The 14,726-nt window shown below is 42.8% G+C and carries 14 protein-coding genes; 3 read left to right on the plus strand and 11 right to left on the minus strand.

Features of this window, described 5'->3' with window-relative positions; genetic code table 11:
• Positions 1 to 145: 145 nt before the first annotated feature.
• The 10 genes from purH to HUJ21_RS11390 all read right to left on the minus strand — a co-directional run bounded on the left by purH (position 146) and on the right by HUJ21_RS11390 (position 10,328).
• Positions 146 to 1,672 carry a bifunctional phosphoribosylaminoimidazolecarboxamide formyltransferase/IMP cyclohydrolase gene (gene purH, locus HUJ21_RS11345; RefSeq protein WP_291369833.1) on the minus strand — a complete coding sequence of 509 codons (1,527 nt, stop codon included), beginning with the start codon at positions 1,670 to 1,672 and terminating at the stop codon, positions 146 to 148.
• Between the two features lie 132 nt (positions 1,673 to 1,804).
• Entirely contained in the window at positions 1,805 to 2,362 is a 558-nt protein-coding gene (gene purN / locus HUJ21_RS11350) for a phosphoribosylglycinamide formyltransferase (RefSeq protein ID WP_291369834.1), read from the minus strand.
• A gap of 46 nt (positions 2,363 to 2,408) precedes the next feature.
• The gene (locus HUJ21_RS11355; RefSeq protein ID WP_291369835.1) at positions 2,409 to 3,344 is read right to left on the minus strand and encodes a glycosylase; all 936 of its coding nucleotides are present in this window, start codon (positions 3,342 to 3,344) and stop codon (positions 2,409 to 2,411) included.
• 31 nt (positions 3,345 to 3,375) lie between these two features.
• On the minus strand, positions 3,376 to 4,248 hold the full coding sequence (locus HUJ21_RS11360) for a geranylgeranylglycerol-phosphate geranylgeranyltransferase (RefSeq protein ID WP_291369836.1): 873 nt from the start codon (positions 4,246 to 4,248) through the stop codon (positions 3,376 to 3,378).
• Between the two features lie 217 nt (positions 4,249 to 4,465).
• Complete coding sequence (locus HUJ21_RS11365; RefSeq protein ID WP_291369837.1) at positions 4,466 to 5,248, minus strand: Rossmann-like and DUF2520 domain-containing protein; 783 nt, start codon at positions 5,246 to 5,248, stop codon at positions 4,466 to 4,468.
• 276 nt (positions 5,249 to 5,524) lie between these two features.
• Positions 5,525 to 8,053 (minus strand): cytochrome c biogenesis protein CcsA, encoded by a 2,529-nt coding sequence (gene ccsA / locus HUJ21_RS11370; protein WP_291369838.1) that lies wholly within the window; start codon positions 8,051 to 8,053, stop codon positions 5,525 to 5,527.
• Positions 8,054 to 8,091: 38 nt separating this feature from the next.
• On the minus strand, positions 8,092 to 8,508 hold the full coding sequence (locus tag HUJ21_RS11375) for a cytochrome c maturation protein CcmE (RefSeq protein ID WP_291369839.1): 417 nt from the start codon (positions 8,506 to 8,508) through the stop codon (positions 8,092 to 8,094).
• Between the two features lie 3 nt (positions 8,509 to 8,511).
• Complete coding sequence (locus tag HUJ21_RS11380) at positions 8,512 to 8,754, minus strand: CcmD family protein (protein WP_166148667.1); 243 nt, start codon at positions 8,752 to 8,754, stop codon at positions 8,512 to 8,514.
• Between the two features lies 1 nt (position 8,755).
• Entirely contained in the window at positions 8,756 to 9,430 is a 675-nt protein-coding gene (gene ccsA, locus HUJ21_RS11385; protein ID WP_291369840.1) for a cytochrome c biogenesis protein CcsA, read from the minus strand.
• Positions 9,431 to 9,662: 232 nt separating this feature from the next.
• A complete protein-coding gene (locus HUJ21_RS11390; protein WP_291369841.1) occupies positions 9,663 to 10,328 on the minus strand; it encodes a heme exporter protein CcmB in 666 nt (221 codons plus the stop codon).
• A 184-nt stretch (positions 10,329 to 10,512) separates the two neighbouring features.
• On the opposite strand from HUJ21_RS11390, the gene HUJ21_RS11395 reads away from it, so the two are divergent.
• Positions 10,513 to 11,553: a dihydrodipicolinate synthase family protein gene (locus HUJ21_RS11395; RefSeq protein WP_291369842.1), complete on the plus strand. Its 1,041-nt coding sequence runs from the start codon at positions 10,513 to 10,515 to the stop codon at positions 11,551 to 11,553.
• Between the two features lie 30 nt (positions 11,554 to 11,583).
• Here the strand turns inward: HUJ21_RS11395 and serS are convergent, their stop codons facing one another.
• The gene (gene serS / locus HUJ21_RS11400; protein WP_291369843.1) at positions 11,584 to 12,861 is read right to left on the minus strand and encodes a serine--tRNA ligase; all 1,278 of its coding nucleotides are present in this window, start codon (positions 12,859 to 12,861) and stop codon (positions 11,584 to 11,586) included.
• A gap of 164 nt (positions 12,862 to 13,025) precedes the next feature.
• On the opposite strand from serS, the gene HUJ21_RS11405 reads away from it, so the two are divergent.
• Both HUJ21_RS11405 and HUJ21_RS11410 read left to right on the plus strand, forming a co-directional pair.
• Positions 13,026 to 13,901 (plus strand): PIG-L family deacetylase, encoded by an 876-nt coding sequence (locus HUJ21_RS11405; protein ID WP_291369844.1) that lies wholly within the window; start codon positions 13,026 to 13,028, stop codon positions 13,899 to 13,901.
• A 58-nt stretch (positions 13,902 to 13,959) separates the two neighbouring features.
• Positions 13,960 to 14,718 carry an SDR family oxidoreductase gene (locus HUJ21_RS11410; protein WP_291369846.1) on the plus strand — a complete coding sequence of 253 codons (759 nt, stop codon included), beginning with the start codon at positions 13,960 to 13,962 and terminating at the stop codon, positions 14,716 to 14,718.
• Positions 14,719 to 14,726 lie beyond the last annotated feature (8 nt).

The following is a 14,726-nucleotide window of genomic DNA, read 5'->3' on the forward strand; positions in this document are numbered from 1 at the left end:
AAAAATATTATCTTATTTTTGTTTTATTCATTAATTCCTTTACTTCTTTATTTTTGGTGTCTAATCCCTGTAAAACGTATTCTTTAATATTTAATGGTTTATTAAAGCAATCCGGATAATCGAAAAACATGCCAGAAACATTTTGTCAATGTTTAAAGTGCCTGACCCCCGTCATGACCATGGCCATTCCGTGCGCATCACAATAAGCTATGCTGTCTTTGTCCTTAATGGACCCTCCGGGTTGTACCACTGCACTGATGCCTTCCTGGTCTGCTATCTCCACACAATCCGGAAATGGAAAAAAAGCATCAGAAGCCATCACAGCTCCTTTCAGGTCAAACCCAAAGGTTTTGGCTTTTTCAATGGCTTGTTTCAGGGCATCTACCCGGCTTGTCTGTCCAACACCACTGGAATATAGCTGGTCTTTATTGCTTAGCACAATGGTATTGGATTTGGTATGTTTACAAATTTTCAGGGCAAACAACAAGGCATCCTTTTCCTCCTCTGTTGGGATTTTTTTGGTGACCAGCTCAAAAGCTGTTTTATTCTCTGTTACCAGGTCTTTATCCTGTGCCACAAAGCCGTTCAATAAGGTTTTGACTTGTAAGGTACCTGTCAAATTGATTTTTTGCTTCAAAAGAATCCGGTTTTTCTTGCCTTTCAAAAGCGCCAAGGCATCTTCATCAAACTCAGGAGCAATTAACACCTCAAAAAACAGGCCGTGCATGGATTCAGCAGCGGGCAGGTCCACTTTTTTATTTGTGATCAATACCCCTCCAAATGCCGATACAGTATCCGCAGCAAATGCCTTTTCATACGCCTCCTTTACCGTTTTGCCTGTTGCTGCCCCACAGGCGTTGGTGTGCTTCAAAATAGCAAAAGCTACTTCATCGGGAAATTCAGCAATCAATGCCACTGCGGCATCCACATCCACCAGGTTGTTGTAAGACAATTCTTTTCCATTCAACTGATCGAAAAGTGCTGCTAAATCTCCATAAAAATGAGCTTTTTGATGAGGGTTTTCCCCATATCTCAGGCTTTTTGCATTGCCTTCACTGATCTTTAGGGAAGGAATATTTTCCTGCCTGTTGAAATAATTAAAAATTTGGGTGTCATAATGAGAGGAGACATTAAAGGCCTGGGCTGCAAAATACCTGCGGTCTTCACTTTTTAAGCTGCCGTTCTGAGCTTTTAGTTTTTCCGCCAAAGCACCATACTGGGCCCTGGAGGCGATGATGGTTACATCTTCGTAGTTTTTGGCAGCCGCCCTGATCAATGCGATGCCGCCAATATCTATTTTCTCGATGATGTCTGCTTCCGATGCTCCTGACGCAACTGTCTCTTCAAAGGGATATAAGTCTACAATAACCAGATCGATAGCTGGGATGTCATAAGATTCGGCTTGTGACACATCTTCTTTATTTGATCTGCGGTGAAGTATCCCTCCAAAAACCTTGGGATGAAGGGTTTTCACCCTTCCACCAAAAATGGAGGGGTAACCGGTAAGCTCTTCCACAGGGATTACTTCCGCCCCCTGATCCTCTATGAATTTTTGGGTGCCACCTGTGGAATAAATCGATACCCCTTGATGTTTTAAGAGTTCGATGATGGGTTCCAAATTGTCTTTGTAATAAACTGAGATCAATGCAGATTGTATTTTCTTTTCAGCCATTGCGGTTAACTATTATAATTTTTTTCTCCATTGGCGAAGCATTCCATTAAAAACTGCCAACGAATCCGAAAAAGATTTGGTGATAAATTTTTAGATTTCTATTAGGTGGACAAAGTTAGGAAAATCAGTGCATTAAATCAGACTTTCGATCACATTTGGATAGTATTTGTGCTCCAGGGCATGCACTTTTTCCGCAATTTCGTCGGGGCTGTCTCCCTGATCGATGGAAACAGCGGCTTGAAAAATAATTTTGCCTTCATCGTAATTTTCATTGACCAAATGTATGGTAATACCGGTTTCGCTATCCCCGGACTCCTTTACTGCCTGGTGGACATGACTGCCATACATGCCCTTTCCCCCATATTTGGGGAGCAGGGCAGGGTGAATGTTGATGATTTTTCCGGGAAATGCCTTGATCAGGGCTTGGGGTAGCTGAAGTAAGAACCCCGCCAAAATGATAAAATCGGTTTTGTGTTGCCGCAGGATTTCGATCAACCTGCCATTTTGCAACTCTTCCTTCGAAAAAACCCGGGTGGGAACATTGAATTTTTTCGAACGCTCCAAAACATAGGCACTTTTTTTATTTGAAGCGACAAGGGCCACTTTTGCTTTGGAGGATTTCTGGAAATATTCCATTATTTTTTCCGCATTTGTACCGTTTCCGGAGGCAAGAATGGCAAGTTTTTTCAAAATATTGCGAAGGTTTTATGTTGGGGTAAAATTACAAAATCAATTCCTATTCGGCAGGAAAATGGACAACTACTTCGGGGTGCATGGTATAAAACCTGAAACGTTCTCCATCATGGACGGTAATGCCACTGGACTTGTTTTCTCCCATTATGGGATTTTCAGCGTATTTGGTCCAATGGACCAGATCGTCTGATACAGCCATATTCATGGTCCAGTCGCTCCAGTCTTCAAGGGAAGTACCATGGTAATAGGCATAATACCGATTTTTGTATTTGATGACCTGATTTACAGCTAGGCCGTACTGGTCGTATTTTTCCGGGCCCATGGTAATGACCGGATCATCTGACACATTGGTCCATACTTTCCGGTCCTGGGAAGTGGCCAACCAGATGCCCTGGTCATTCCGTTCATAAAACAAGTACCATGTACCATCTTCCACCCATACAGTGGGAGTGCCATATGGGCCCTCAGTCAGTGGAGAACCGTCCACCTGTCTGATGTTCAGGTCTCCCTGGTTTTCCCAATGAATCTTATCTGTGGAGGTTAGCATTTTGGCGATATCTCCCCGGCCTTCGGCAAACATATAATAAGTGTCCTCATGTTTCCAAACCATCATGTCTTCCACCCAGCTTTCTGCAAATATGGGATTGTCTTCATGTCTTTTCCACTGAAAACCGTCTTCCGAAAAGGCATACCCCAGCTTTAGAAAGTCGTTATCCTCGTATCCGTCTAATCCCGTGTACCACATGTGGTACCCGTCATCCTCTTTAAGGATATAGCCCCGTTCCCGGATCATTTTATCCCAGGTAGCTATCCCTGTACCCTTAAACACAGGGTTCTGCCCCTCAGGTTTAAAAGCGCTGATTTCTGCAGGAAAGGAATCATTGTCTTCTGTGTGGTCATTTCCTGTACTTTTGGGGTTACAAGCCCCCAAGAAAACCAATACAAAAATGAAGTAAAAATTGGTAAAATCATTTTTCATACCTAAAGATAAGCCATTTTTTAACAATATATTATAGGAAGCCCATGCTCATGATCCCGGTCAACATCAGAATCTTGGAGAAGGTGCTCAGTTCAGTAAAATGGGATTTTCTGTCTGCCTTGTATATTTTAAACATAAATATAAAAAAGAAAATACTCAGTCCCCCAAAGTAAAGGAACAACAAGGGTTCATTTATTTTAAAGGTTACAAAAAGGATGGCTGCCACGAACAAAACAGCAATAAGGAAGATGATGTTTTTCGTTTTCCTGAATCCCAAAACGATGGGTAAGGTCCTGCATCCATGTTTTCTGTCTCCATTCCGGTCTTCAATGTCTTTCAGGATTTCCCTGATCAGGTTGATAAAAAAAGCGAAGATGGCGTAGGTCAGTATGAGCAATTCTGATTTTTGATAGTAAATGCCTACAATCCATATGGCCAGACCTGTGAGTGATGCCACGGTGAGGTTACCTATAAAAGGAAGTCTTTTCAGGGAATTGCTGTAAAGCCATAACAGAAAAGCTGCTACAAAGGTGATGGCACCAATCCGCGGATGGACCAGTATTCCAATCAGAATACCTGCCATGTTCATGGTAGTGTGCAGGATCATGACCATTCTTCGTTTCATGCCTTTGCCTATTACCACAGTTTTTGGTCGGTTGACGTAATCTATTTTTACATCATAATAATCGTTTATCATGTATCCGGAGGCAGTAAGGATTACAGTAGATATGATCATTAAGTACAGGTGGTAATCCTGAAGTACGGGAATTCCGGATCTGCTGGTGCCCACCAGAAAAAAGGCAGTCATTAATTGAGCAAAGGCGACCATCAGCAAATTGCCCGGGCGAATGATTTTCACAAACGCAGTAAAAGTAAAAACAGGAGATGCCTTTTTGTTTTTCATAGGAGTATTAATTGCTTTTCAAAAGCATATAGCCTGTCCCGACGGTCGGGAGAATCCTTGACCTTCCGGCAGGTGCTTTTATTGTCACCCCTCCCTGTAGCCTTCTCGTCATGCTCGGTTTCATGTTGCAAAATAACGACAATGGACTCAATTTGAGTAATAATTTCCAATAAAAAAATGAGGCAGGTTTAATTTGTAACCCTTTGTAAATCAGTTGTTAAAGTGGATTAGAGTCAATGATGTCCTGAGAAATTAACCGATAAATTTCTGCCAATTGTTCATTATAGTGTAAAAATTCGTGGTGATTTTCCAATGTGCCAAAATCTTCTCTTTTTGCAGGTCCTGTTTGGGCAGCTTTTGCCCCCATCTGTAAGGTTTTGTTTATTTGTTCAGTGACAAGGGGTTTTAACATATCAAACTCAAGGCCTTGTCTTTCCAGGATAGACTCTGCAATGCCTATCAGGTGATTGGTAAAATTGGAAGCAAATACAGCGGCCACATGTATGGCTTTCCTGTCCCTGGACGGTACCACGTAGTAAGGTGACGACAAGCTTTTACAAAGAGTTTTAAGGGTTTTCATTGCTTTGGATTCCATGGCTTCCAGAAGAAAAGGGACCTCTTCAAAGCCTATTTCCCGGCCTTTGGTAAAGCTTTGTAAAGGATATAGTATGCCTGTATAATCTGCAGAGCTAAAAGACAAAATATCTAAAGCCATATTGCCACTTGTATGTACCAGTACACTGCCCTCGGGAAGAATGACTGCTTCCGCTATTTCGCCTATTGCCTGATCGCTTACAGCCAAGATAAATAAATTTGCCTGACTTTCTGTAAAATCCAAATGGTCCTGGGCTTCGGTACCATATAGCCGGGAAGAGATTTTTTCTGCATTTTTCAAATCCCTTCCATAAACCTCTGTGATCACATGACCTGCATTTTCAAGTGCTGATGACAGGTGCCAGGCTACATTACCTGTGCCGATGATTGCTATATCCAATTTCATCTGTTTATAGTTTGATTTTTAACGGTCAGATGGAATCTCGCAATGATAACCATCCCTGTGTGTGACATTCTCATCATGCTCGATTTCATGTGTTAATAATTGTTTTTTAATGGTTACACAGCCGGTCCTGTCCCTATAATTATCGGGGCTATAAGGGCCTCCCTCCCTGTGTCACCTGCGACATGCCAGATTTCATACCTTTAAATTAAAAAAAAAAATAACCCCTAACTTAAATTAGGGGTTATCTTAATTTTCATAAGTTTTCTAAAATGTGGTTTATTCTAAACCTTTTCTTTTCATTTTCTGGAATTCGTCGAATCTTCGGAAAATAGCTACGGTAAATCCGATCAGCATGATGATGGTTCCGAGCCACAGCAGGTTGATCATGGGTTTCACAGCAGCTTTCATGACCACATAATCCTTTTGATAGGTGTTGACCTTAAAGACAAATTTATTTTCCTCAGGCACAATATTGTCAACTTCCACCTTTATACCCAAATCATTGTCTACATCCACAATTTTTCCCACCTGATTTCCTCGAATCAGAAAAATCGGAGATAATTTTTTCTCCACATCATAATCCATGATGGTAAGTTCCGCTTTCACAGCAATGTCACCTTCTTCCAGCGTCATGCCTTCCACTTCATTGATTACTTCTGCCCCTTCAAACTGGGTGACGAAATCATTTATAAAAAACTGTTCCCCCGGAGCAGCATTGATAAATTTGTCTTCCTTCCATTCCGGTTCCTCATAATCATTGATAGCCGAAACATGGGTGTAGAGATCTCTGGAAAGATACCTTTTGGAGTCTGGAGAAGAAATCAAGCCCATGGTAGGGTTGGGTTGTGACATGGGGAAAAGTGTAAATTTCAACTCATCCTCCTGGTAATATTCTACTTTAAAGTAAGAATTCTCCTGAAGCACCAAATCTAAGGTGTCTCCTTTTTGGTGATACTGTTTTCCACTCGATTCAATGGGCTCCAGTGCGATGGCCTGATTTACCGCACCTGTTTCCTCCATGGCATCTGCTTTGACATAGCCGGGAACACCCGCAACCTTTTTATACCTTCCCCTGTAGATGACCTCATATTCTTTCATTTGCAAAGGTTTGTTGATCCAAAGCAATACATTTTCTTTGTTCAACTCATCTTCCCAGTCTTTCTTGTAGGTCAAACCAGACATGTTGATGGAAATGGTATCGGAATAACCGGAAGAAAACATTACGCCTATCAATATCATGCCCAATCCTATATGAGCCAGAGAGCCCCCTGCCAGTTTAAAGGTTTTTTTCCTGAGCAACTTGATCAAAATGGTGCTGTTGGCCACTATGGTAAAGGCTCCTGCTAATACAATAATGATGTAGGAGACATCATAAACCTTCCCAACGGTAATCACAATGGCCGCTAATACCATGGAAATGATGTAGGGAGTAACCAGGGCATTTTTTAAATCCTTTTTATCCATTTTGTTCCACCAGAAAAACTGTCCTATACCCGTAAGCAATGCCAGGGCCACGGCAAACCAGAGTTGAAACTTGGTATAAAATCCAATTTGATCTGCCGGAGGAGCAAGGTTGGAAAGCCCACCGAAACTCTCGATGATGGCATTGTATACAGGAATTGAGGTAGGGATGATCACTTGAAAGGCCATCAGCCCCAGTGTGGTGGCTCCTATGAATATCCAAAATTCCCGGGAGTAAACCGAAGCCTCTTTTTCGGAGGTAGGAATGTTTTTCCACTCTTTGATGGATAGCACCAGGGCTATAACCAAAAAGAAAAGCATGTAAATCAGCAATTGTCCGGAAAGCCCCAGATCCGTGAATGAGTGTACCGAAGAATCTCCCAAAACCCCACTTCTGACCAGAAAGGTAGCATAGAGAACCAGGATAAATGAACTGATTACCAGAACTATGGCCGTTTTTAATGCAGTTGAGCTCTTTTTGAAGGTGATCATGGTATGGATAGCCGCTACCATAATGAGCCAGGGCACATAAACCGCATTTTCTACAGGGTCCCAGTTCCAGTACCCACCAAAATTAAGCGTGACATAGGCCCAGTAAGCCCCCATAATGATACCCATCCCCAGAATCATGGCTGAGAAAATGGCCCATGGCAAAGCAGGGCGTATCCACTCAGCGTATTTTTTCAAGGCCAGTCCTGCCATCAGAAAGGCAAACGGGACCAGTGTAGAGGCATAGCCCAAAAACAAAGTCGGAGGATGAATGACCATCCAGATATTTTGGAGAAGGGGATTCAGGCCTGTGCCATCCTCCGGAATAAATTCAGGATTGATTTGAAATATGGGTGCTTCGGACATGTCCCGGAGCAGCATGAACGGTGAACTTCCTATTTTGAGGTCTCCAATAACAATACCCAGAATCATGGATACCAGAAAAGCCTGAACCAGGGTAAATACCACCATAACAGGTCCTTCCCAGAATTTATTGGTATGGATGACGACCAGTCCCAATACCACATTCCAGAATATCCATAAAATAAAGGCACCTTCCTGCCCCTCCCAAAAACTTGAGATCATGTAGTGCACCGGAAGGCCAGTGGAGGAATGGGAATAGGCGTAAAAATATTCGAAACGGTGATTGTATATGATTTCAAACAAGCAAAAGGCAATAGAGACAGATGCCAATCCATGGATGTAAAAAGTAATCCTGCTAAAATTTTTCCAGGAGGGTTTTTCGAGCTCGCTGGCCCGGGTGTAATAGAAATAAGAAAGGGCCGAAATCAAGGCACTGACAAAAGCCAGAATAACCATAAAGTGACCCAAACTACCCACAAAGGTATTCATCATGTTTAAATTCTTTTAAAATGTAACAGATCCCGAAAGTTTTAAGATGAAGTGGTTTTCACGTCTGTTTCCTGATATTTTGAGGGACACTTCATGAGGATTTTATCAGCCACAAACATTTTATCGGTTTTATAGGTACCGATGACTACTACCTGCTCAGACCGGATAAAGTCTGCAGGAACGGGCTCATTGTAATATACTTCCTGTTCTGTTCCGTCATTGTCCACCATGACAAAGGTGAACGATGTTTTGTCTTCTCCTACTTCTATGCCCACCACTTGACCAGTCTGGTCTTTTTTTAACTCGCCTACCACATGGATGGCGGCTGTGTTACCATTTTTAGCCATGGATTTGGCTGTAGAAAAACTTTCATACGTACTGGCATCACCTATGGAAGTGATGATGATGATGATGGCTACTCCTATGATGCCCAAGCCAATAATATGTCCTCTTTTCATGGTCTAATTTTTAAATTTTTCTTCCAGCCCGCTGATCTTTCTGTCGGTCTGTATCACATAAACCAAAATACCACCCAAAACAATTCCAATTATGGCAACTAACACATAGATTTTTCCTTCCGACCTCATGCCGTCGGCCATTTGGACACTTGAATTCTGGTAATCCTCTTCTGTTATACCAATTTTGTCCTGAGCTTTTACCGAAAAGCTTACAATCAAAAGCAGGATGACGATACATTTTTTCATATTATTGATTGATCAATTTATCTTCCATTTTTCTTTCCAGGCGTCTGATCCTTACCCTTATGGTACTTATCCATGCTCCGAGCAGGGTCCAGCCTATGATTGCAGGATAAAAAACTTTTCTCAAATTGCTATCCATATCATAAGCGTTAAATCCCGGATTGCCCCCGTTTCCCGGATGTAGACTATCCGTAAGTCTGGGTAATATAAATATCAGGGGAATAAAGGCGGCAAAGGCAAAAATACTGTACACGGCACTGATTTTTGCTCGCTGATACACATCCGTAAGGGAGTTTCTCAATACCAGATAGGCAAAATACATCAAAAGTCCAATGGCGGATGCGTTTAACTTTGGATCATTGGTCCAATAATCCCCCCAGGTGAATTTTGCCCAAACCATGCCTGTGGTTATCCCCACCACTCCGAAAAGAATGGCAGCATTGGTAAATTCCACCGCCATGTCATCATGGGCCAGGTCTCCTGTCTTCAGGTGTTTGATGCCGTAATAAACGGCGACCACAAGCATCAATATCATGCCAAACCACATGGTAACATGAAAAAACAATGCCCTGATGGTCTCATTCAAAATGGGTAACCTGGGCACGTCAATCAACAAACCTGCGATGATGGTATATGCCAATAAGGCAATGGCCAAAACTTTCCACCAATAAGCTTTCATATTTAAGCGTTTAATTGCCTGGGCCAGTTATCCTGCCTGCTATTACATCTGTAAATCCCCAGTTCTGATTGGCAAATAGGGAAAATGTAAATGGGTGAGACAAGCAATTGACTCCTTATATCCGGGTACAAAATTAAGTTTTAAAAAGGGATTAATATACTTTTATCCAGTTTATTTGCTCACCGGTAAAAATCAGGTAGAAAGTAAGTTTTAATTGTTTGCAAATCTCAGATCAGCTTCTCCAAAGGTAAGGGAAAAGAATATAGGCACTGGCGGTTACAAGGGCATTGATCGCCAGTAAAGTGAGGATTTTTTCCAAATTAATCTCCCTGTCTAATCCATCAATGGCGTTTTTTGAAACCTGAATGGCCATTAATAAGATAGGGATCAATACCGGGAAACTCAAAATTGCCATCAATGTACCGTTGTTTCCTGCTTTTGAGGCAATGGCAGAAACCATGGTCAGGGAAGCCGAAAAGCCCATGGCGCCCAGCAGCAGGTTCAGCATGAAAAGCGGTTTATCGGCTACGGGATTTCCAAATACCACACCAAAAACCACATATCCCAATAAGGCCAGTATCAGGGTTAGCAGGGTATTGTAAATGGTCTTGGATAATATGATGGCTTCCGGGGAGGCGATCATATAATAATACAATTGCCTTGCCTGGTGCTCCTGGACAAAGCTTTTGGCTACGGCATTTACCGAAGAAAATAAAATGATGATCCAATACAGGGCATTCCAAACCGGAACCTGCAGGGATCCGGAACCAGCCCCCATACTCAGGTAAGCCGTAAAGACCGCACTGATAACGTACAGAAGTATGCCGTTGATGGCATACTTTTGCCGCCACTCCAAAAGGGCTTCTTTTTTTACCAGTATGACAATTTCTTTCCACATTGGGAGGCAAATATAGGCATAGAGGTGATTTTTGTCTGCAAATACAGTATTAATTTAATTCCTTGTTTACCGGAGATTAGTCTTTTTTACCGAATGACGGGTACCTATAATATAGGTTTTTTCCTTTATTGCCGTAATGGAAAATTGGAGAAAATAAATCCACATGCCAAAATTGTTAAATGCTATGGAAAATAAGAAGACCAACGAATTAAAGAAAAGACGAAACTTCATGAAGAAAATGGTTATAGGGGTGGCAGCCGGCCTAGCACCGGATTTTGGACTGCATGCCCAAAACTTCAATAAGGAATCTATGAAGGAAAAATCCTTTGTGCCTGTCATGTTAACGCCCTACAAAAAAAACAAATCAGTGGACTATAATGGGCTGAAAGCCCTAACGGATCATTACCTGGCAGCCGGTGCAAGAGGATTTTTCGCCAATTGCCTGAGTAGTGAAATGTATGACCTGAGCCCTGAGGAACGGTTAAAAGTAACAAAAACAGTAGTGAACCAGGTAAATGGCCGCTATCCGGTGGTTGCTACCGGGTCCTTCGGTGAGAATACCTTTGAAATGGCAGAATTTTCCAAAAAATTAGTTGATACAGGAGTTGATGCAGTCATTTTAATTACTTCCCATTTTGCAGAATCTACAGAAACAGATGAAATAATGATACGCCGCCTGGAGGCCTATTTGGACCAAACCAAGTCCATTGCCCTGGGTACCTATGAATGTCCAAGTCCATACAAAAGGATATTGTCATTGGAGGTACTGGATTTCCTTTTGGATACCGGGCGATTGGTTTACCACAAAGACACCACAGAAGACATCGAACGCATTCGTAAAAAGATTCTCCGATCAAAGGGATCTGATCTCGGTATTTATAATGCCCATATTGGGAGTGCTGTTGCCTCACTGCGCGCCGGAGGAGCAGGATTATCTCCTATTGCAGGTAATTATTATCCAGAGATAATTGCATGGGTTTGCCAACATGCCGACAACCCGGAGAAAAAGGCAGAAGTAGACTGGCTCCAGGAAAAATTACGGGAGATGGAATCCAAAATCACGGTCAATTATCAATTATCATCCCGGTATTACCTGAATAAATCCGGGCTGAACATGGAACTAAGCAGCCGAAGGGCAGACCAGCCCCTTAACAGCGGTCAGCAAAAACAAATTGATCTGGCCTTCCGGGAAGTTCAGGATTGGAAAGAAAGATTGGGAATATAAATCCGCTATTCGGGAAGTGGTCCAAATAAATCAGGAAATCCATTCAAAACCCAGGTAAGGTATTAATACCTCCGGCATTTTTATACCTTTTTTACTTTGATTATTTTCCAGTAGTGCAGCCACAATCCTGGGTAATGCCAGTGCACTACCGTTTAGGGTATGGGCCAAAACGGTTTTTTTATTTTCATTTTTAAACCGGAGTTTCAACCGATTGGACTGGTAAGTTTCAAAATTACTTACAGAGCTGACCTCCAGCCACCTTTCCTGGGCTGCAGAAAACACCTCCATATCATAGGTTAGCGCAGCTGTAAAGCCCATGTCTCCACCACACAATCTAAGTACCCGATAGGGCAATTCCAGTTTTTGTAACAAACCCTGCACATGCAGACTCATGGCTTCCAAAGTTTGGTAAGAATGGTCGGGATGGGTGATTTGGACAATTTCTACTTTGTCAAACTGGTGCAACCGATTTAAACCCCTGACATGTGCTCCCCAATTACCTGCTTCCCTTCTGAAGCAAGGGGTGTAGCCAACATTTTTTTTGGGAAGATCAGCTTCTGAAAGCATGTCATTGCGGTACATATTGGTGATGGGTACTTCAGCAGTAGGGATAAGGTAAAGCCCGTCCTCAGTCGCCAGGTACATTTGGCCTTCCTTGTCGGGGAGTTGGCCTGTGGCATAACCGCTTTCTTCGTTGATCAGTACAGGGGGTTGGACCTCGTCGTAACCTGCCTTTTCCGCCTCATCCAGAAAAAAATTGATCAGGGCCCGCTGCAGTTTGGCACCTTTTCCCTTATAAACAGGAAAACCCGCCCCGGTTATTTTTACTCCTAATTCGAAATCAACGATGTCATATTTTTTGATCAAATCCCAATGAGGCAATTTATAGTCTGGCTCAAGATCAGGAAGTTCCCCATTTTGAAGGATCTCCTCATTGTCTTCGGCGGTTTTTCCTGCCGGTACCGTATGATGAGGGACATTGGGGATGGTATAAAGCAATTGGGTCAGACTTTTTTCAGTAGTAATATAATCCTCCTCCAAAATTTTCACCTGGCTTTTGATGGCCGCTGTCCGCTCTTTGGTTTTTTCAGCTGCTTCTTTTTCCCCTGCCTTCATGAGTTGACCAATCTGCCTGGCCAGGGCATTGGATTCAGCTTGTAGTCCATCCCTTTCCAGCTGGATTTGTTTTCTTTGATCGTCCAATTCCAAAACCTGATGGAGCAGGCTTTCCGGATTTTTCAGGTTTCTTTTTTTTAATCCTTCGCAGGCATGGTCAAAACGTTCTCTTATCTCATTAACCTGAAGCATATATCTAATGGGCTATATTTTCGTTTCAAAATTCAGGATGCAAAGATAAGGAATAAGTTTCGGGCAAAGCGGAGAATTCAGGGATAATTTGAATTTTGGGATTGGCAAAATAGGTCGAAATGACTAACTTCAACCTTTATCTTTTACCAACCAATAATAAAGCTATGAAATCAAAATTCCTCGGATTAATATTTTGTGTATTTTCCATTTCCTTTACTATGGCGCAGGAAGGCCCATTGAGGATCATCATGATTGGAGCTCATCCTGATGATTGCGATATCAAAGGAGGAGGGACAGCTTCCCTTTTTGTGGCCATGGGGCATCAGGTCAAATTTGTTTCAGTGACCAATGGAGATGCCGGACACATGGAAGAGGGTGGTGGGATGTTGGCCAAGCGCCGAATAGCAGAAACCCAGGAGGTGGCGAGAAGGCTCGGTGTAGAATACGATGTCCTGGACAACCATGATGGGGAATTGTTGCCCACGCTTGAAATCAGGTTGCAGATCATTCGGAAAATCAGGGAATGGGATGCTGATGTGGTGATTGCGCCCCGTCCCAATGATTACCATCCGGATCACCGCTATACCGGAGTGCTGGTTCAGGATGCAGCCTATATGGTGGGTGTTCCCAATATTGCACCTGATACCCCCGCTTTGGACAAGAATCCGGTTTTCCTGTATTTTCAGGATCATTTTCAAAAGCCCAACCCTTTCGAACCACATGTAGCCATTGATATCAGTTCGGTGATTGATAAAAAAATTGACGGAATGGATGCGCACGAATCCCAATTTTATGAGTGGTTGCCCTGGATTGGTGGCTATGCCGATGAAGTACCGGAAGGAAAAGAAGCACGTAAGGAATGGTTGAAAGGAAAGCGATTTGGCAGCATTTCTCCCGCTGTAAGACTAAGTCTTGCAAAGTGGTATGGGGCCGAAAGGGCAAAGGAGGTACAATATGCAGAAGCTTTTGAGGTTTGTGAATATGGTTCGCAGCCCTCTGATGAGGAGCTGAAGAAGCTTTTTCCCATGCTGGGAGAGTGATTTTTTATCAACCAACAGTTAAATAGGTTAGCAATAAACCAAAGGAAATAATAGACACATGAATGAAAAGAATATTTTGGTAACCGGAGGGGCCAGCGGGATTGGATTGGCTATAGTCAAAAAGTTTGCCGCAGCAGGGTCAAGGGTTTACTTGCTGGATTTTAATCGTGAAAACGGACAAAAGGTAGCAGATGATTTGACCAACGAAGGTTTAAAGGTGGATTTTAGGCTGACCGATGTATCGGATCAGGAGCAGGTTAAAGAAGTCATGGATAGCATTGAAGGAAACCTGGATGTATTGGTGAACAATGCCGGTGTTGCACATATTGGTAATCTGGAGACAACAGAGGAGGCAGACATGGACCGCTTGTTTGCGGTAAATGTTAAGGGAGTATACAATTGCTCCAGGGCTGTGATCGGCAGGATGAAATCACAAGGCGGGGGAGTTATCATCAATATGGCATCTGTAGCTGCAACCATGGGGATACCCGACCGTTTTGCCTATTCCATGTCGAAGGGAGCCGTCCTTAATATGACCCTTACCATTGCCAGGGATTATGTAAAAGACAATATCAGGTGCAATGCCATTTCTCCGGCAAGGATTCATACACCATTTGTAGATGACTACCTTTCAAAAACCTATCCGGGAAAAGAAAGGGAAGTATTTGATCAATTGGCAGCTACTCAGCCGGTGGGCAGGATGGGAAGTCCGGAAGAGGTGGCCAATATGGCTTATTTTTTGGCTTCCGATGAGGCTGCTTTCCTCACAGGAGCAGACTACCTGGTAGACGGAGGATTTTGTAAATTAAAAATGTAAACAATAAA

Source organism: Cyclobacterium sp. (genome assembly GCF_014762705.1).
Lineage (GTDB): Bacteria > Bacteroidota > Bacteroidia > Cytophagales > Cyclobacteriaceae > Cyclobacterium.